Consider the following 18706-nt stretch of genomic DNA (forward strand, 5'->3'; position numbering starts at 1 on the left):
TCATGAAAAAATTTAATATTACCATCGCTGGAGGCGGAAGTACATTTACACCGGGGATCATTTTGATGCTGTTAGACTATCTAGATGAGTTCCCAATTCATACAATTAAACTCTATGATAATGATGAAGCTAGACAAAAGACGATTGCAGATGCATGTGAGATTATGTTAAAAGAACGGGCACCAGAAGTGCGATTACTGGCAAGCACGGATCCAGAAGAAGCCTTTACTCAAGTCGATTTTGTGATGGCACATATTCGTGTCGGGAAATATGCAATGCGAGAATTAGATGAGAAAATTCCATTGAAGCATGGAGTCGTCGGACAGGAAACATGCGGCCCAGGCGGGATAGCTTACGGAATGCGGTCCATTCCAGGTGTATTAGAACTTGTCGATTATATGGAAAAATACTCACCTGAAGCTTGGATGTTAAACTATTCGAACCCTGCAGCGATAGTCGCAGAGGCAACACGTAAGCTAAGACCGAATGCCAAAATTTTAAACATATGCGATATGCCAATTGGCATTGAAGAATTAATTGCAAAAAATTTAGGCTTATCTTCGCGGAAAGAACTAGAAGTCGATTACTATGGTTTGAATCATTTTGGCTGGTGGACAGATATTCGAGATAAAGCAGGAAATAGCTTAATGCCTGAGGTAATTAAGCATGTAAGCCAGCATGGTTATGCAACAGATGGAACATCTGAGCTAGAACAGCAGAAGAGCTGGAACAGCACATTAAAAAAGGCCAAAGATATTCAAGCGCTTGATCCAAAAACGATACCGAATACGTATTTGAAATACTATCTATTTCCAGATGAAGAAGTGGCACATTCAAATATCGAGTTCACGCGTGCCAATGAAGTGATGGAGGGGCGGGAAGCTTTTGTTTTTAGTGAATGTCAGGCCATCATTGATAAAGGAACTGCAAAGGAAACAAAGCTGACCATTGATGAACACGCTTCCTATATCGTTGATTTGGCACGAGCCATTGCTTTTAATAAAAAGGAACGGATGCTGATGATCGTAGAGAACAATGGCGCTATTAGGAACTTTGATCCAACAGCCATGGTCGAAATTCCTTGTATTGTTGGCAGCAATGGTCCAGAAAAATTAGTAGTTGGAGAGATTCCTAGATTTCAAAAAAGTCTTATGGAGCAGCAAGTTGGCGTAGAAAAACTAGTAGTAGAAGCATTTGAAGAAGGGTCCTATCAAAAATTATGGCAGGCCATCACATTATCGAAAACGGTGCCGAGTGCTAAAGTAGCAAAAGATATTTTAGACGACTTAATTGTGGCAAATCAAGCATTTTGGCCAGAGTTAACATAACACGAGAATAAGCAATATGGGCGTGACAGCGCTCATATTGCTTATTTGTTTTTTCAACCGATGTATTGTAAAAAGCCTCCTTACCAAAAGGGGGCCGCCATTCCTTACTCTGCGGTCTCCTCAACCTCACGGCTATCCTCTGTTTCACCAATATAAATAGGGCCGTTTGCGTGGTCGATTCGGATTGGCCACTCGTACGGAATTTGAAGACGTCTAGCAATGGCTCTCCAGAATTTTGTGGAATCCATTTCGAATTCTTGAAAGTCTTTTAATAAGTCTTTGTAAGACGAGCCATCAAATTGAATGAACATATCTTGAAGGCGCATGAACGCGACATGTCTCACTTCAAGTGCTGCTGCGGCATCCATTTCTTCTTCTGTTGCTTCTCCGATGATTGTACCTGCGGGCGGAAGCATGTCGTATACGTTAAATTCCTCTTCTTCTTCGTGTGCTGCATTGTGCTGTTGATCTGACATTTTTCTTCACTCCTTCTAGTTCTCAATCAAAACTTTATTTCGTGCTTACTTCTATTATCGGAAGGAAATGTGAAATGTGGAATGAAAAGTGGAGCAGATTCACAACTCTTGCTTTTTTCTCTTGAATCATCTATGATCAATTACAGATATAAAAGGTCTATAATAGATAGAAAGGGGTTTCCTTATGAAATATTCTAAAGCAACCAACTATGCGCTGCATACGATGGTGTTTTTAACTCTTGCGTCAAAGGGTAAAGCGATTGGCGTTGAGCCTCTTGCTAAGATGCAAGACCTTTCACCAACCTATTTATCAAAAATTTTAACAAAGCTTGTGAAGGCGGGATTGATTGAATCAACTCCTGGTGCAAAGGGAGGTTATACCCTTATCAAACGAAAGGAGGACATTTCGTTTTTAGATGTCATTCAGGCTGTAGAAGGACAAACAAATTTATTTCGCTGCTCCTTAGAGCATGACTCCTTTATGCCTCATGATGGCTGTTTGATTGAACAAGTTATGCAGGATGTTGAAACGAAAATGCAGGAGACATTAAGTAAAAAACGGTTAATTGATATTGCGAGCCAAATTGAACAGACAGAAAAAAATCCATTTTTCAACATGTGATTTTTTTGAACTAATTATAGATATTAAGAGTCTTTAAAGTCTTGGATAGAAAAGGAGAGATTGATATGTTATTAGATTGTGCCATTATCGGAGGCGGGCCAGCCGGATTAAGTGCAGCACTTGTTGTAGGGAGAGGCAGAAAGCAAGTCATTGTATTTGATGATGAGCTGCCAAGAAATCGAGTGACGCAGGAATCACATGGATTTATTACAAACGATGGAATGACACCGATTGAGATCAGACGAGCGGGAGAGGCAGATCTTCAAAAATACCCTAATATCAAAATCAAACGAAGTCGAATTGTTGATATACAAAAGAAAGAGGAAAGCTTTACGTTACTGACACACGAGGGGGATACATTCGAAGCGAAAAAAATCATTTTAGCAACAGGACTTCAGGATATTCTCCCAGAGATCGAAGGAATTCATGATGTGTACGGAAAAACGTTGTTTAGCTGTCCTTTCTGTGATGGATGGGAATTAAAGGACAAAGCACTTGCCCTCATTGCAGAGAATCAGCGAGCCTTGCATATGGCTAAGCTTCTTTCCAATTGGACAAAGGATTTGATCGTGTTTACGAATGGGCACGTGTTGGCTGAAGAGGACAAGGTACTTCTGACCGCACATTCTATTCAAATCATTGATGTGCCAATTGTGTCGATTGATCATGACAATGGGCAGCTGCGCTCTCTCCAGCTTGCAAATGGGGAGACAGTGAAAAGGGAAGGCGGTTTTGTCGCAAGTGAATTCAAGCAGTCAGCCCCATTTGCCGAAAAGCTTGGCTGTCAAATGACGAAGAATGCGGGTATTGAAACAGATATCCTTGGACGTACAACCGTCAGTGGTGTCTTTGCATGTGGTGATAATCTAGGCGGTCCTGCTCAGTTAGTTCTCGCAGCAGCAGCTGGAAGCCAGGCAGGAATGGGTGTCATTCATGAACTTGTGCAAGAAGAGTTTCAAGATAAAACATCTCTATGAAAAGAGATGTTCAGCGATGAACGGTTTTCCGTTTTGCTAAGACGTGAGCTGTCCATTCAAAAAGTGCGTAGATGACAAAGAAGATCAGGATCCAGCTGCTGACATCGACTCATACATTGGTGATCTGAATGACGTTCGCCTGATCAAGTCCAGCCTGTATCCACATGGTGATCAGTGCTGTAAGGAACACTTGTAAAAACCATTTTGATGTTTTCAATTGACCACACCTCCATCTCTTTCTATCATATAAGAAATGACAGTTTATTTCCAATTTGTTTCCCTATATGTTTCAACGGTAAAATGAAAAATAAAACGAGTGAAAGGAAAGCAAATGAGTGATCAAACAAATAGATTTTTAAAAAATCATTTTCCTCATCTTATCCTCACGCCGCCTCTTTTTTATGAATGGCCTATTGGGCTTCGGTTTGAAGTGGCAGATTGGTCATTAGGAAAAGAATCGATTGTATTAGAAAAAGCGGGAGATCGTGCTTTAGAGATTGTGAAATATGCTTTTGATCCAGAAGACGAGATGCTGCTTGTGACGGATGTGTATACAGATCATGAACATAAATTAACGAAGCGTAAGCTCCTTGTCTATCAAAAATATGTGCATCGGCAAGTAAGGAACAGATTGCGCCACGAGCTTTTGACTTATGTACGTCCAGAAATAGAAGATTCACTGACATTAGAGAGATTTACACTCAAATGCCAGCTGCAAGACATTCGATTGCGTCCGCTTCTCCATGCGATGTGCCAGGAGGACTTCTATACGCCGAATCAAATCTTGAAGGGAAAACTAGGGTATGAAATTTACCTAATGAATCTCTCAAAAAAAATGATTTTTCACTTATATGATGATCGAGGCTGTGATCTCATTGCGGCAGATGCTGAGCGTCTACGCCCAGTCTATGAAGGCTTACAGCACTGGCTATTAGACTATGATCGTCCTAAGATGGACCGGCTGTTTGCAGCCAAATAAAAAAACCGCACTTTCGACAAGTGCGGCTTCTTTTTATGCTTCTACTTTATTGAAGAACTGTGGCAAATATTCTTTGTGTGCTTCGAGCATTTCATCGAGGATGCTTTTTGCAATGGCATCTGATGGAACAAGCGGGTTGATGGTCATTGCGACAAGTGCTGTGTTGTAATCGCCTGTCACGGCAGCTTCAGCAGCTACACGTTCAAAGGATTTAATTTGAGAAATAAGTCCTTTGACAGCGACCGGCATTTCACCAACAGCGATTGGTTTAGGACCGTCTTTTGTGATCACGCAGTTGAGTTCAACCGCAGAATCATTTGGAATGTCACTAATAGCCCCATTATTAATGGTGTTTACAGGCTGAATGTCATGCTTGTCGTTATAAATGGATGCAATCAAGTTACAAGCCGCATCACTGTAGTAGGCACCGCCTCGTTTTTCAAGCTGTGGCGGCTTGATGTCGAGATCAGGGTCTTTGTAAAGCTCGAACAAATCATTTTCTAATGCGCGAACGACTTCAGCACGAGTTCCTTCATTTGCTGCTGCTTTCTTTTCCTCAGCCAGCATATCACTTGTTTTGTAGTAGTAACGGTGATAAGGACAAGGAATGACGCCAAGCCCTTTTAAGAAATCAGCATCCCACGGAATCGCTTGAATGTTGTTCATCGACATGCTGGAGTTTGGATCAGCCATGTCTTCAATGACTTGATCCATGATGCTTTTGCCATCTAAGAATACATTGAGCCCAAAGACCATATGGTTTAATCCAGCAAAGCTGACTTCGACTCTGCTTGCGTCGACACCAAGCCCTTTGGCGATTCCCATGCGAATGCCGATCGGCACGTTACATAAACCAACGACTTTACGATGGTTTGAATAACGAAGAACGGCTTCAGTGACCATACCAGCTGGATTTGTGAAATTCACAAGCCATGCATTCGGGCAAAGCTCTTCAATATCTTTGACAATATCAAGAATGACAGGAATGGTGCGAAGTCCTTTGAATAGACCTCCTGGACCATTTGTTTCTTGACCTATGACATCATATTTTAAAGGAATGCGTTCATCCTTCATACGTGCTTCAAGAAGTCCGACACGGAATTGTGTTGTGACAAAATCAGCATCTACAAGTGCTTTCCTGCGATCTAATGTTAAATGAACCTCGATTGGAAGCCCTGCTTTTTTGACCATGCGTTTTGCAAGATTTCCGACGATCTCAAGCTTTTCTTTTCCCGCTTCAATATCAACGAGCCACAGCTCGCTAATCGGAAATTCATCGTATCGTTTAATAAATCCTTCTACAAGCTCTGGTGTATAGCTTGATCCTCCGCCAATTGTGACAACCTTTAATCCTTTTGCCATGTTCTGCACCTCCGAATAATGTAACGCGCAATGTTATAATAGAGAAAAGTCTTTTTTCTTGTTTGTACATCTATAGCTTATCGTGAGAGCATCATGTGCGTAAATGACTTCAGCGTCTTTAGGCAAGGGTGCCCTATTTAGAGATTTGTTACATAAAAGAAACACATTGTGACATGTAGTTGGAGAAAGGGGAAGTCAGATGTTTTCAAGTGAGGTCATTTCCAGCTTTAATGAACTAGAAAGCGCTTTATACCGATATATCATGGAAAACAGTGAAAAGGTCGTGTACATGAGAATTCGAGATCTTGCAGATGCTGCACATATTTCCACCTCGTCTGTCCTTCGCTTTTGCCGAAAAGTAAATTGTGAAGGCTTTTCAGAGTTTAAAGTGAAGCTCAAAATGTATTTAGAATCAGAGCAGACACCTTCTTTAAAAAGCACACAGCACTTTCTATATGAATTTATTGAACGAACATTGAAGGGAGACTTTGAGGGGAAAATTAAGGAGGCCGCGAAGCTCATTGCTGAGGCAAAAAATGTGCTGTTTATCGGAACTGGCAGTTCTGGCATTTTGGCGCAGTATGGGGCGAGGTACTTTTCCAGTCTTGAGAAATTTTCATTTTACATCAACGATCCGTTTTTCCCGATGAATATGCAGTATTTAGACAATAGTGTCACCATTGTGCTGTCTGTATCAGGGGAGAACAGTATTACGATTGATCATATTTCGAAGTTAAAAAGAGAAGGCAGCAAGATCATTAGTATTACGAATAACCAGCACTGCACGATTTCGCGCATTTCAGATTTAAATATTGCCTACTACGTCACAGATGAGCGGGTCCACAGAGCGAATATCACCACACAGACGCCAGTTGTGTATATTTTAGAAGCCATGGCCCGTGACATGTTTGCGATGTTAAAAGAAAAGTAAAAGAGCCGCTGCATACATCAGCTGCTCTCTTTTTTCTGCTTCATAAAAGCAAGGATGGCAATGCCGGAACAAACGAGCACAAATAGACCGCCCAGCAAATACACAGACCTCGCCCCGTATACATCTGCAATCAATCCAACAAAGAAAATAGATAAACCGACCGATACTGAAGAAAGGACGTAGTGAGCCGAATACACCTTTGATAAATCATCTACTGGCGTTTCCGTTTGAAGAATGGTTTGCTGCGAAACATCTCGGATTTGGTAGGCAGGCCCCATCAAAATACAAAGCACCAAAGCAAGCCACGGAAGGCTGTTCAGTGAATAGACAATGGTCAGCACTGCATAAATGAATGAACCAGCTGCCATATAGAGGAGAAGCTGTTTTTGAATAAACTGACTCATCCATGCAGCTAAGAGCCCGCCTATGATGGCACCTGTATAATAAGCGGCATTGATAAATCCCCACCATTCCTCACCTTGCTTTAAATCATGGCTGACAAAGGCAAGCGTAATCGCCCCGATCCACACAGCACCCGCAATATTTTCACAAACATCCATAAAGGTCAGGGTGCGCACCGTTTTATTTCTCCAAATGATCGTCCAACCATCTTTGAAGCTGTTCATCTTATTTGCTTTTCGAACCGTCTCTTCTTGCTTGAGAAGAGGAAAGACAGGGATGAATAATAGATAAGACAACACAATCATGACACAGGTGATCCACATTAAATAAAATGGCCCGATCCATAGGACGAGCATTCCAGTGAACGAATAACCGGCGATTTGAACCATTTGATGAAAAATGGAGGCTGTACTGTTTGCTTTCACAAGCTGATTTGCTGGTACAAGCATCGGCATGATGGCCTGCATTAAAGGACTGATGAACCCGCCTGTGAGGGAAATCAAAATAAGCGCACTAAACAACCAGACCATATGCTGCTGAAAGAAATGAAATTGGGCTGTAAACACGATGAGCATCCCAAGACGTAAAAGCGGGACCCATTTCAATAGCCGGCCAGCTTGAAAGTAATCGGTTAAAACAGGAGAGAAGAGCCCAGCCAATAGCTGGCATATTGTTCTAATCAGCGGAAATACAGCCGCATAGGCAACAGATTGTGTATCTTGATAAATGACAAACGTGATCGTCATCACAAATAAAATATCACTCAGCATGAGAAGGCTTTTACTGCTTGTATAACACCAAAACTTGTTTCCCATATCAAACCGGCTCCTTTTCAAAAACAAGTTCAGTATAGCATGGTGATGGTGTGTCCAGAGGCTTTTCATTGAAAAATACATCTTAAGGATGAGAAGATTGTGATAAGCTAAATGAAGGACATTGTAAGGAAAGGGGTTCAATCGATTGAAAAAATTACCGGCACATGACTTTTTGGACAAACATGGCATCCCATATGAGGTCAAAACATTTTCTGCCGAAACAGAAAAGGGAGCAGCAAATGTAGCAGCAGCTCTTGGTTTTCGTGAAAGACAAATGATTAAAACATTGATTTTTGAAACAGGAGAAGGAGAGCAGCTGCTTGTGATGGTTGGCGCTGACCAGCATATTAAGTCAGGGAAACTCAAGAAAGCAGCCGGCTCCCGTAATATTAAAATGGCTTCACCGGAGAAGGTTCTTGAAGTGACGGGCTATCGAATTGGTTCGATTCCGCCGTTTTGCTGGCAGCCAGAAGGATTCCGCACCATTATTGAGGCTTCGTTATTAGAAGAGGAAATATTAGGTGTTGGGGCAGGCGAATGGGGAAATGAAATCCTCATCAACCCAGAACAATTGGTGAAAGCCTCAAAAGCTGTACCGTTTGACATCGTGCAGCCAGCTGAATAGAGAAAAAAAGTGCCTGTTTCAGAAGCAGGCACTTTTTTAATTGGCAGCAGGCGTAGTAAATGGACCGATACCTTTCATTTGCAGGAAGGCATCCACGGTTCTATTTTCTTCAAGATCATTCGCCCGTTTGCACACAACAACCGGTCTGACGATCTCAATGCCTTCAATGTACACGCGCCCAATTTCTTGCCGCTTGAGACTGCCATGAACCGCATCACGGGGAACAAGTGTGATGCCATATCCAGCTTTGATCATTTGAATCGCTTCATGAACACCGCTGAATTGTAAATCAACGGTCGGTTTTTTGATTCCTTTCGAGGTAAAAAGAGAAAAGAGCTTATCTCTTGTGGAACTGCCTTCTTCCCGCATCAAAAAAGGCTCCTGACTCAGGCGCTCCAGCGGGACCGTTTTTCCGTTCAACGGATGGTCAGCCGGCACAATAAAATCATAGCTTAAATTCGTTAAATGAGAAGTGAGGATCTCCTCATGGTGCAGATCCTCGATCACAGCGATGGCCACATCTGATTCATATTGAAGCAGGCTCTCTAAAACTTGAGCGGAGTTTCCGCTTTTTAATTCAATTTCTGTCTGTGGTGAAGATGTTTTAAAAGCAGCAAGCCAATCTGGCAGTAAAAAGTTGAGTGGTACATAGGTAGAAGCGATGCGGAGCCGCCCCTTTTTTCCGTTTTGTAAAAGTGTGATCTGATATTCTACTTCTTTTTCAGCCTCGAACACTTGCCGGGCATAAGGGTATAGAATTTTTCCCATTTCCGTAAGTGTAATGCCTCTGCCATTTCGTTTAAAAAGACGGAAACCGATCTCACTTTCAATGCTTCTAAGCTGAGCCGTCACAGCTGGCTGTGTCAAAGATAGCACGTCTGCTGTTTGTGTAACGCTTTTTGTCTCTGCGACCTTTGCAAAAATCCGAAGGGCATGTAAATTCAACTTTGCACCACCTATTAATTATTTTGATGGTTTAATCAAAAACATTCATTAGATTTATTATAAGGCATCCCTTATTGTAAAGATAGCGAAGGGGGAAGGAAAAATGGATCATCGTCAAAAGCAAGTGGTGTCAATATCGCTTATCACAGCATTTGCACTGATTGGGGATTCAATGCTTTATATTGTTCTTCCGATCTATTGGAAAGAGGTTGGTTTATCATCTATTTGGGAGGTCGGGCTGCTGCTGTCCATTAACCGATTCATCCGCATCCCGCTAACACCTGTCGTTTGGTGGCTCTATCGGTTTGTCCCAATGAAGACCGGTGTATTGATCGCTATTTTGATTGCATCAGTGACCACAGTGCTATATGGTGTGAGCGGTTTTTGGCTCCTGCTGATCTGCCGCTGCGCTTGGGGGCTGGCATGGACGTTATTGCGTATGAGTGGAATGAGATTAATTGCTGAGATGGAGGAAAGCTCTCAAGGGCATTATACGGGCATTTATAATGGCCTTTACCGGCTTGGCAGTTTATTCGGCATGTTATGTGGCGGAATATTCGCCAGCCTGATCGGCTTCCAGTTCATGACGCTTGTTTTTGGTTTACTCTCATTACTAGGAATCATTTTTTATGTCTCTTTGGATGAGATTGAAAAGGGAGAAGAGGGGCAGGTGTATCAAGTCATCAAACAGAGGTGGCTTGCACGAGATGTTGTAAAAGTATTAATGACAGGTATGCTGATCGCACTTGTGATCCAAGGGTTATTCGCATCAACCCTCAGTCATGTCATTGAAGCAAGGATCGGTCATGGTGAATTTGCTCTGTTCGGCTTTGTTATCGGAGCTTCGGCTTTAAGTGGAATCATTCAAGCGCTCAGATGGGGGTGGGAACCATTTGTAGCACCGAAAACGGGCAGATGGTTTGATGGGCTTGTAATGAAGGAACGAACGCTTTGCTGGATGTTTCTTTCATTTGGAGGTCTCAGTTTTCTGGCGGTCATGCTGAAGGTAAGCGGCTGGTTTCTTGTGATGCTGCTTTTGATCCAGCTGCTCTCAACAATCTTAACGACATTAACGGATACGCTTGCTTTTCAAAAAGCGTCTGCTCAAACAGATAAAAACCGCTTCCTCGCAAGCTATTCCTTTGTTCAAGATATGGGAGCGGCTCTAGGACCCTTGTGCGGATATACGATGATTCAGTTTTTTGGGTCAAGCAGCGTCTTTTGGCTGATGCTCATCATAAGCTTATTGCTTGTCAGCATGTGGGCAAGAGGCAGGGAGCTGAATGTTTCTTCTGATCCAGCGTAATAAATCAAGCGTTATACAAAAAAACTGCCTCATGCGCTGAATGCAAGAGGCAGTCGTGTGTTTTTATTCTAGATCTGAATCATAGGCTTTTTGCGTCAGCTGGCTGACCACCTCTTTTAACCCATTTGGTTTATGAAACTCAACAGGTGTGCTTCCTTTTTCGAAGACGATTTGATCTGCTTCAACGAGCACGACATATCGATTGTTGAGCTTTGCAATATGGATCGAGTGGCCAAAGTCTGCTAGAAGACCTTTGATTTCCGTTTCGCCTAGACGCATTTTCATTGTGATATCAGGGGTTTGTTCAACAATATGGGAGGCCGCTTGTGTGACCTGCTCTGTATCGAGTGTTTCTCTAATTTCTCGCTTTTCACTCGCTTCCCATATTTCAAGATCCTCTTCAAACTGCTTTAATTCTTCACTTTCATCCTGTAATGTTTCAAAAACCTGTTCCTGTACCATATTCATAACCTGTGATTTCATAATTTCAGGCATGGATTCACCGTATTCGACGAATTTCAAAAAGTCCTCAAAATAACGAGCGTGTGAAGATTGGTGAATTTTCACTTCAGCTTCCTCAGTCATTCCCTCTTCTGGCATAAACGGGTATTGAATCGATTTCATGTTTTTTGTCGTAATAGCCATTTCGACTTTTCTAATCAAGGTAGATGTATCAGCGATAGAAGCCACTTTTTGTTCGAAATCGCATTTCATAATAAAGACAAAGGAATCATCGAAATACTTTTTAGGAACAGCAGAAGCAACTAAAAAAACGCCGCCTCTGACAGCACTTGTATCTAAATATGTGCGAACAAACTGTTCACTGCATTCATTAAACAATTCTTTTGTATCTGCAAATCTCGTTTGATGAAATAGGTTGTAGTTTGGGTTTGAATCGAGCTCATGACCGGGTTCTACAATAAATCGGCCAATTTTGGTCGGTACTTGTTCAGATTTAGGGTGTCTGTCCACTTTTCGTTTGACGATTTTTTTCAGTTCACCGTCTAAAAAGTCCTTCAGCTCACTTTGTTCAAATTCTTCTTGATCTAGTGTTTGATAATGTTTAAATCGTTTATTTGCTTGTTCATCTTTGCCTTCGACTTCCACGACAAAGAATGATAGAAAACGTATCGTAAAATCCATTGATTGGTCACCACTTTTTCTTCTTCGGATATGTTGAGTATAGAAAAAGGAGTGAAAATCGTCAACGAATGGAGAAATATCGTGTCATTATTTCCCGAGAAATGTTTATTGAAAAACACTTGATAATAATTATCATTCTTGATAGAATGGTAAAAGAAAAGAAGGAACCTGCCAGTTCCTTCATCTCAGAGAAAAATATTATTTTGTTTCAAATGTTTCGCAATCAGTTTCAGCATTGCGAGTCACTTCAGTCATCGTGTTTTTACCGATTTTAATGGTAGAAGCGGTACAGCTGTTTTCAGCCCAAAAACGGCAAGAGTTCACTTCACAAAGAACGTTTTGTGCCAAGGGAATTCACCTCCGTAATTCATATTGAGAATGAAACAAGCTGCCACTTGAATTCATTCAATCTAGTAGTCTCTTTGTAGAAAGAGGCTGTTTGTGCTGGTTATGCACATGTTTATCATACCATCTACCCTGAAAATATACAATTTAAACTTTGGAAGAGCGAGAATATGAATCTCGCTCTTTTTTTATTTGTAAAAATAGTTAAATGCTAGGTGGCACACTCTCTCATTTCGACATATGAATAGAGTAGATTCAAAACCTGATGTCGGACAAAGTATGGGGGTACATGTACTGACTTTCCGCATAAAGATAGGGTTTTTAATCAAAAATCTTCATAGAGAGATGAGGGGAGAAGATGAAAGCAGTCATTCTCTGCGGAGGAAAGGGAACGAGAATGAGTGAGGTCACACAAGCGCTTCCTAAACCACTTGCTATGATCGGAGATCGGCCTATTCTATGGCATATTATGAAAATCTATCAGTATTATGGTGTAGACGAATTTATCCTATTGCTTGGATATAAAGGAGAGAAGATCAAAGAGTACTTTCTGAACTACGACTGGCAGCATCACAGCATTCAGCTCGATATGGCGACAGGAGAAATGAAGCTTTTAGGGAAAAAGGAGAACTGGAAAATCACCTTTTTAGATACAGGTGAAGATACGATGACAGGCGGACGTTTAAAGCAGGCACAGGATTACATTGGTGATGAGACCTTTATGATGACGTATGGTGATGGACTGGCCAATATCAATATGTTTCATTTGCTGAAACGTCATCAGGATCTTGGAGCAGCTGCGACTGTCACAGGCATTGAAAAGAAGTCCCAGTACGGGACACTGAAGGTGTATAACGGGATGGCACAATCCTTCTCTGAGAAGACAGACAGTATCGGGATGATCAATGGAGGATTTTTTGTGTTGTCTCCAAAGGTATTTGATTATTTGACAGATGATGATCAATGCGTGTTTGAAGCGGAGCCTCTTCAAAACTTGGCGGATGATGGAGAGCTTGCCGTTTATGAGCATCACGGATTTTGGACAGCAATTGATACGTATAAAAACCTGAAGGAAATCAACGACATGTGGACAGATGGAAAACAACCATGGAAGGTTTGGTGACAGCATGAGCGGATTTTGGAATGGAAAGAACGTATTTGTAACTGGATGTACAGGGCTGTTAGGGAGCTATCTCGTTAAGGAATTGATTGATCAAGGGGCAAACGTGACTGGACTTGTGCGTGATCAGGTGCCTCGATCGAATTTATATCAAGGCAGTCAATTTGAAAAAATGAATGTGGTGCAAGGTGCATTAGAGGATATGCAGACGATTGAACGTGCGTTAGGAGAATATGAAATTGACACCGTCTTCCATTTGGCTGCCCAAGCCATTGTTGGGGTCGCAAATAGACATCCTGTTTCTACATTTGAAGCGAATATTTTAGGGACATGGAATGTACTGGAGGCATGCAGAAGACAGCCGCTGATCAAACGAGTGATCGTGGCATCAAGTGACAAAGCCTACGGTGATCAAGAGCAGCTGCCATACGATGAAGACATGCCGTTAAACGGGAAACACCCGTATGATGTCTCGAAGAGCTGTGCAGATCTCATTTCTCATACGTACTACAACACATATGGTCTTCCAGTTTGTATTACACGCTGCGGTAATTTATATGGAGGCGGAGATTTGAATTTCAACAGAATCATTCCGCAAACCATTCAGCTTGTGTTAGAAGGAAAGGCGCCGGAAATTAGAAGTGATGGGACATTTATTCGTGATTATTTCTACATTGAAGATGCAGTGAAGGCTTATTTACTGCTAGCTGAGAAGATGGAGGAAAAAGGGCTGGCGGGAGAAGCCTTTAACTTTAGTAACGAGATTCAGCTGACAGTGCTAGAGCTTGTGGATAAGATTTTAAAGGCAATGGGAAGTGAACTGAAGCCTCGTATTCTCAACCAAGGAACACATGAAATTAAGCATCAATATTTGTCAGCAGAGAAAGCGAGAAAGCTGCTTGATTGGAAGCCTGATTACTCCATTGATGAAGGCTTAGAGAAGACGATTGAATGGTACCGCGAATTCTTTCAAAAATAGAGGTGTAAAAAGATGAACAGCATATATTGTACGGTTCTTTCAAGTGGAAGACTTTATCAAGCCATTGCGTTTTTCTTATCGTTGAAGCAAGTAGAAGATGATGCTGTCATCAAGACGTTATGCATGGATGATGCTGCATTTGATTTGCTTCATCAAATGAATTTTCCGCATGTGGATCTTGTTCATGTACGGGAGATCGAAACACCAGAGCTGCTGGAGAAAAAAGAGGAACGGGATGCATCGGAATATTGCTGGACCTTAAAGCCGATTTGGATTGAGTGGTTATTTGAACAGGAGCAGGCAGAGAGCGTGACCTATCTTGATGCGGATTTGTTCTTTTATGAGAGCCCTCAGGTGATTTTTCAACATCAGCCGAATGCTTCTGTTTTAATTTCGAGAGGGGATATTGTCATTCCAAGCTTTGATGCAGAGGAAGTGAGGATGCTTCAGAAGCTTTTAGGACGCTATAACTCAGGCTTTCTGCATTTTAAAGGAGATGAAGCCGGACGAAAATGCCTCAGCTGGTGGAAAGAAGAATGCTTAAAAGAATGTAAAAATGCACCGGGAGAAGGCAAGTTTGGCGATCAAGGATATCTAGATCATATGCCGAGGCTGTTTGACAAAGTAGAAGATATTGAGACAAAAGGCGTGAATATTGGTCATTGGAACTATGGGCAGCATTCTTATCGGGAAGAGAATGGACGTATTCTTCTGGAGGATGGGCACCCGCTCATTTGCTATCATTACAGCGGCTTTCGGATTGTGAGCAAGGATGAGATGCAGCAAATTCATGAAAAAGGACGAAATGACCTGCCGTTCTTTCAAGAAGCCTATCGGCAAGTGCTTCGCCATGTGATTGAATCTGTGGAGCAGGTCGATCCGCTGTTTAACGGCTATGCCAAAAGGGAGGAGGATGACGCATGAACGAAAAACCAAAGGTAAGCGTCATTATTCCAAGCTATAATGCCAAAGAGCGTTTAGAAGGAAGCCTTTTTTCCTTAACGCTTCAGGAAACAGATATTCCATTTGAGGTCATTGTTGCCGATAATGGCTCAACGGATGGCACGATGGAAATGCTCGAGAATATTGAGGTGAACTTCCCATTTAAAAAGGTGCGTATTCCTGTCAATCAAGGGATTGCAAAGGGGCGTAATCATGCCATTCGCGAGGCGGAGGGCGATCTGCTCATTTTTCATGACAGTGATATGCTGGCAGAACCGAGATTTATTCAAAAGCATGCAGAGGCTCATGCTGACAGGGAGGATCTTGTCATTTGCGGTGTGTGCTGGAAGCGGATTTATCGCTATTTTTACAAAGCGTTTGATAAGGATCATATGAAGCGGTTGAAAAAGCAAGGACTGTATAAACGGAAAATGGAGGACAAAACGCCTCTTTTATCATTGGAAGAAGTCGAAAATGGTGCATTTTTAGAGAAAAGCTTCGATTTGCAGTCTGAGTTTATTGATATTCTGAAAGACATTTTGGAAACGTACCACTATGATTTAGGTTCTTATGAGCTGCCATGGCGATTTTTTATTACAAATAACTCCTCTGTTAAACGTAAGCATGTCATGGCATTAGGGATGTTTGATGAAAATATCGTTCGGTACGGATTTGAGGATTATGATTTAGGGATTCGATTGAATCAGCTTGGTCTCTCCTTTGAATTGCGAGAGGATATCATGAGTGTGCATCAAGAGCATCCAAGTAATTTAACGTCATTTGATGACATCAAATACAACATTTTGTATATGTGTGAGAAGTATAACAATATTGATTCCATTGATGTCCACTTGGCTTTCTCTGGTCCGTTTTCTCACACTGTGACAAATGATATTGTGAAAGAAGTTCGGCAGCTGCGTGAGAAGCCAGCATTTGATGACCTGTTATCCTATTTTTTAGAGCTGCTTCATTTGATCACAGAACGGAATGTAGGGATCAAGCGGGATAAAAAAGATATGCTGACAGCCAAGCATGTTCCTTTGAAAAAGCTGGCAGAAGCGGCGCAGCTTGCACGTGAGGAGTATGGCTGCATGGTGCTAGTAGAAGCCATTCAAGGGCTGACGAAAGAGCTGTTGCGCGTTGATTTGTTCCAAGTGGATGTGTTGTAAATGGCGTCTTATCACTTTACAACCATTGTGTCGAATACCCATGTTTTTAAGCTTTTGGCGCTGATTCATTCGCTTGAACAAAACGCGCATGCCTTCAAGCTGTCCGTTTTATGTGCAGACCCTTTGGCTTATAAGGTATTAAAGGAGTTCCCTCACCCGCATGTTCAATATGAACAGCTTGAGGATATTGAAGATGATACGCTGCGGAAGGCAAAAGAAGATCGAACGTTTCATGAGTATTGCTGGACCTTAAAGCCTGCTTTTCTGCTCAAAATTCTTGAGTCCTCAGATGCAGATTATCTGGCCCATCTGGATACGGATTTGTATTTTTATCATGATCCGGAGGCGATTTTTGCAGAAAATCCAAGCGCTCATTTATTTTTGACGGATCATATGAATTCCAAGCGGTTCTATCATTTTTATGAGCTGTCTGGCCGCTTTAATACAGGGTTTGTAGGCTGCCGTAACACAGATGTTGCCAAACAGGCAGTCACGCAATGGAAAGAAAACTGTCTTGCCCATTGTACAGTAGAAATGGATACAGAAAAAAAGACGTACGGAGATCAGCGGTATGTGGAAAGATGGGTTGATGATTTTGAAGGGGTTCATATCGTTGCATCTAAAGGAGCCAATGCGGCGATTTGGAACATTGAAAACTACAAGCTTTCAGTTGTAAAAGGAGATATGTATCTCGACGAATGTCCACTCTTGTTCTATCATTTTTCTGCCTTTACGATCATTGACGAGAATACCTTTAACCTTAATTGGTATTATTATATGAAAGAACAGAAGCTTGTGGATCATTTGTATATTCCGTATGCCGACTTGGTTCATCAAAAGATTAAGCAGGTACAAAAGGTATTTCCAGAATTTAAGCAAGGATTTATTGCGAAGAAGCATGTTCCTGACACGCATTTTTATGAGAGATGAAAAAACCGCTCATTATTGAGCGGTTTTCTTTTTATGATTCATTCCATTTGGAGATGGTTTGGTCGCTAGGAAGTAAGAAGGCTAGGATGCCTAATATCGGTAAAAAGGCAACACCGATCATGGTAGGTGTTAAGCCGAAGGCATCAATGAATGAGCCGAGGGCAACCGATCCGATTGCACCCATACCAAACGCCAGCCCAACAGTTAAACCAGACATTGTGCCAATTTTCCCGGGAAATAGTTCTTGGGCATAAACCACGGTGACAGAGAAGCTTGATGTCAAAATGAGCCCAATCAGCCCGAGTAAAACATAAGCAAAAACGGGTCCGGCAAATGGCAGCAGCAGGGCAAGTGGGAAGGATGCCAATAAGGAAACTAAAATGACGTTTTTCTTGCCAAAGCGGTCTGCAAGCGGCCCGCCTAAAAATGTCCCAATTGCACCTAGAATGAGAAATAAGAAAATATAAGTCTGTGATTCTTTAATCGTCAAACCATATTGTTCAATGGCATAAAACGCATAGAAATTCGAAATGGCATTTCCATACCAAGAGCGAGCAAAGATGAGAAAGACGATAATGCCAAGTGCAATGAGTGCTGATTTACGATGAATATCAGATCTGACAGCTTTTGCAGGAGCTTTTTTCGCTTCGGCCCGAATGGTTTGAAGCCTTCCTGCGTACCATCTTGAAATATAAAGAAGAAAACCGACCGCCATCATTCCAACAATCGTAAACCAAGCCACGCCTGTCTGACCGAGCGGGACGAGCATTAATGCAGCGATAAGCGGAGCAAAGGCTTGACCTGTATTCCCGCCTACTTGATAGATGGACTGTGCAAGTCCTCGTCTTGGACCAGCTGCCATGTTGGCAACACGGGAGCCCTCTGGATGGAAGATCGCAGAGCCAAGTCCGATAAAGACAACGCAAAGCAGAATGGTGGCAAAGGATGGAGCAAACGCGAGTCCGAATATACCGACAGCACTTGAAAATAAAGCAATCGGAAGTGCATAAGGCATCGGCCGTTTATCTGTGTACCACCCAATTGCAGGCTGCATCACGGAGGAGACCATATTTAATGTAAAGGCAATCAGCCCTAATTGTGTAAAGGTCAGCCCCATTGATCGTTCTAAAATAGGGAACATCGCAGGAATAACGGCTTGCAATGTGTCGTTCAGCATATGACAAATACCAATAATCAGTAAGATGGGATAAACCGTTGAGCCGGTAACAGAATGTTGAGGTTTATCCTTTGTACGAGCAGCAATGGCCAATGAGACTTCCTCCCTTCATTTATCTGTTTTCTGTTTTTTG

The 18706-nt window shown here is 42.1% G+C and carries 19 protein-coding genes; 12 read left to right on the forward strand and 7 right to left on the reverse strand.

What is annotated here, in order from left to right:
• Positions 1-2 precede the first annotated feature (2 nt).
• Positions 3-1328 (forward strand): 6-phospho-alpha-glucosidase, encoded by a 1326-nt coding sequence (locus EV579_RS16195; protein ID WP_034623075.1) that lies wholly within the window; start codon positions 3-5, stop codon positions 1326-1328.
• Between the two features lie 104 nt (positions 1329-1432).
• Here EV579_RS16195 and EV579_RS16200 read toward each other — a convergent pair whose 3' ends face one another.
• A complete protein-coding gene (locus tag EV579_RS16200; RefSeq protein ID WP_133744839.1) occupies positions 1433-1804 on the reverse strand; it encodes a hypothetical protein in 372 nt (123 codons plus the stop codon).
• Between the two features lie 184 nt (positions 1805-1988).
• Between EV579_RS16200 and EV579_RS16205 the strand changes: the two genes are divergently transcribed.
• The 3 genes from EV579_RS16205 (at position 1989) to EV579_RS16215 (ending at position 4382) form a co-directional block, all read left to right on the forward strand.
• Complete coding sequence (locus tag EV579_RS16205; RefSeq protein ID WP_133744840.1) at positions 1989-2426, forward strand: Rrf2 family transcriptional regulator; 438 nt, start codon at positions 1989-1991, stop codon at positions 2424-2426.
• Positions 2427-2491: 65 nt separating this feature from the next.
• The gene (locus EV579_RS16210; RefSeq protein WP_133744841.1) at positions 2492-3403 is read left to right on the forward strand and encodes an NAD(P)/FAD-dependent oxidoreductase; all 912 of its coding nucleotides are present in this window, start codon (positions 2492-2494) and stop codon (positions 3401-3403) included.
• Positions 3404-3734: 331 nt separating this feature from the next.
• On the forward strand, positions 3735-4382 hold the full coding sequence (locus EV579_RS16215) for a DUF3885 domain-containing protein (protein WP_133744842.1): 648 nt from the start codon (positions 3735-3737) through the stop codon (positions 4380-4382).
• 33 nt (positions 4383-4415) lie between these two features.
• Here EV579_RS16215 and EV579_RS16220 read toward each other — a convergent pair whose 3' ends face one another.
• The gene (locus EV579_RS16220; RefSeq protein WP_024424565.1) at positions 4416-5744 is read right to left on the reverse strand and encodes a 6-phospho-beta-glucosidase; all 1329 of its coding nucleotides are present in this window, start codon (positions 5742-5744) and stop codon (positions 4416-4418) included.
• A 199-nt stretch (positions 5745-5943) separates the two neighbouring features.
• On the opposite strand from EV579_RS16220, the gene EV579_RS16225 reads away from it, so the two are divergent.
• Positions 5944-6675 carry a MurR/RpiR family transcriptional regulator gene (locus EV579_RS16225; RefSeq protein WP_024424566.1) on the forward strand — a complete coding sequence of 244 codons (732 nt, stop codon included), beginning with the start codon at positions 5944-5946 and terminating at the stop codon, positions 6673-6675.
• Between the two features lie 17 nt (positions 6676-6692).
• Here EV579_RS16225 and EV579_RS16230 read toward each other — a convergent pair whose 3' ends face one another.
• On the reverse strand, positions 6693-7892 hold the full coding sequence (locus tag EV579_RS16230) for an MFS transporter (RefSeq protein WP_133744843.1): 1200 nt from the start codon (positions 7890-7892) through the stop codon (positions 6693-6695).
• 145 nt (positions 7893-8037) lie between these two features.
• On the opposite strand from EV579_RS16230, the gene EV579_RS16235 reads away from it, so the two are divergent.
• Complete coding sequence (locus EV579_RS16235; protein WP_133744844.1) at positions 8038-8517, forward strand: aminoacyl-tRNA deacylase; 480 nt, start codon at positions 8038-8040, stop codon at positions 8515-8517.
• Between the two features lie 36 nt (positions 8518-8553).
• On the opposite strand, the gene EV579_RS16240 is transcribed toward EV579_RS16235, so the two are convergent.
• Positions 8554-9462: a LysR family transcriptional regulator gene (locus EV579_RS16240; protein ID WP_024424569.1), complete on the reverse strand. Its 909-nt coding sequence runs from the start codon at positions 9460-9462 to the stop codon at positions 8554-8556.
• Between the two features lie 103 nt (positions 9463-9565).
• On the opposite strand from EV579_RS16240, the gene EV579_RS16245 reads away from it, so the two are divergent.
• On the forward strand, positions 9566-10768 hold the full coding sequence (locus EV579_RS16245) for an MFS transporter (RefSeq protein ID WP_044334999.1): 1203 nt from the start codon (positions 9566-9568) through the stop codon (positions 10766-10768).
• 63 nt (positions 10769-10831) lie between these two features.
• Here the strand turns inward: EV579_RS16245 and EV579_RS16250 are convergent, their stop codons facing one another.
• Both EV579_RS16250 and EV579_RS16255 read right to left on the reverse strand, forming a co-directional pair.
• Positions 10832-11911 carry a DUF3900 domain-containing protein gene (locus tag EV579_RS16250; RefSeq protein ID WP_044335001.1) on the reverse strand — a complete coding sequence of 360 codons (1080 nt, stop codon included), beginning with the start codon at positions 11909-11911 and terminating at the stop codon, positions 10832-10834.
• 198 nt (positions 11912-12109) lie between these two features.
• Positions 12110-12259 (reverse strand): DUF1540 domain-containing protein, encoded by a 150-nt coding sequence (locus EV579_RS16255; RefSeq protein ID WP_073204211.1) that lies wholly within the window; start codon positions 12257-12259, stop codon positions 12110-12112.
• Positions 12260-12614: 355 nt separating this feature from the next.
• Here EV579_RS16255 and rfbF point away from each other — a divergent pair, with 355 nt between their 5' ends.
• The 5 genes from rfbF to EV579_RS16280 are packed head-to-tail and all read left to right on the forward strand — an operon-like array spanning position 12615 to position 17396.
• Positions 12615-13379 carry a glucose-1-phosphate cytidylyltransferase gene (gene rfbF / locus EV579_RS16260; protein ID WP_073204214.1) on the forward strand — a complete coding sequence of 255 codons (765 nt, stop codon included), beginning with the start codon at positions 12615-12617 and terminating at the stop codon, positions 13377-13379.
• Between the two features lie 4 nt (positions 13380-13383).
• Complete coding sequence (locus EV579_RS16265; RefSeq protein WP_025092661.1) at positions 13384-14355, forward strand: GDP-mannose 4,6-dehydratase; 972 nt, start codon at positions 13384-13386, stop codon at positions 14353-14355.
• 12 nt (positions 14356-14367) lie between these two features.
• On the forward strand, positions 14368-15279 hold the full coding sequence (locus EV579_RS16270) for a putative nucleotide-diphospho-sugar transferase (RefSeq protein WP_133744845.1): 912 nt from the start codon (positions 14368-14370) through the stop codon (positions 15277-15279).
• Complete coding sequence (locus EV579_RS16275; protein ID WP_133744846.1) at positions 15276-16466, forward strand: glycosyltransferase family 2 protein; 1191 nt, start codon at positions 15276-15278, stop codon at positions 16464-16466. Before EV579_RS16270 ends, EV579_RS16275 begins: the two co-directional genes overlap by 4 nt.
• Positions 16467-17396, forward strand: a complete 930-nt coding sequence (locus tag EV579_RS16280; protein ID WP_044335009.1) for a putative nucleotide-diphospho-sugar transferase — start codon at positions 16467-16469, stop codon at positions 17394-17396. It abuts the gene before it with no gap.
• A gap of 31 nt (positions 17397-17427) precedes the next feature.
• Here the strand turns inward: EV579_RS16280 and EV579_RS16285 are convergent, their stop codons facing one another.
• Positions 17428-18666 carry an MFS transporter gene (locus EV579_RS16285; protein ID WP_095407927.1) on the reverse strand — a complete coding sequence of 413 codons (1239 nt, stop codon included), beginning with the start codon at positions 18664-18666 and terminating at the stop codon, positions 17428-17430.
• Positions 18667-18706: the final 40 nt, after the last annotated feature.

Source organism: Bacillus sp. BK450 (genome assembly GCF_004364885.1).
GTDB classification, from domain to species: Bacteria; Bacillota; Bacilli; order Bacillales; family Bacillaceae; genus Bacillus; species Bacillus safensis.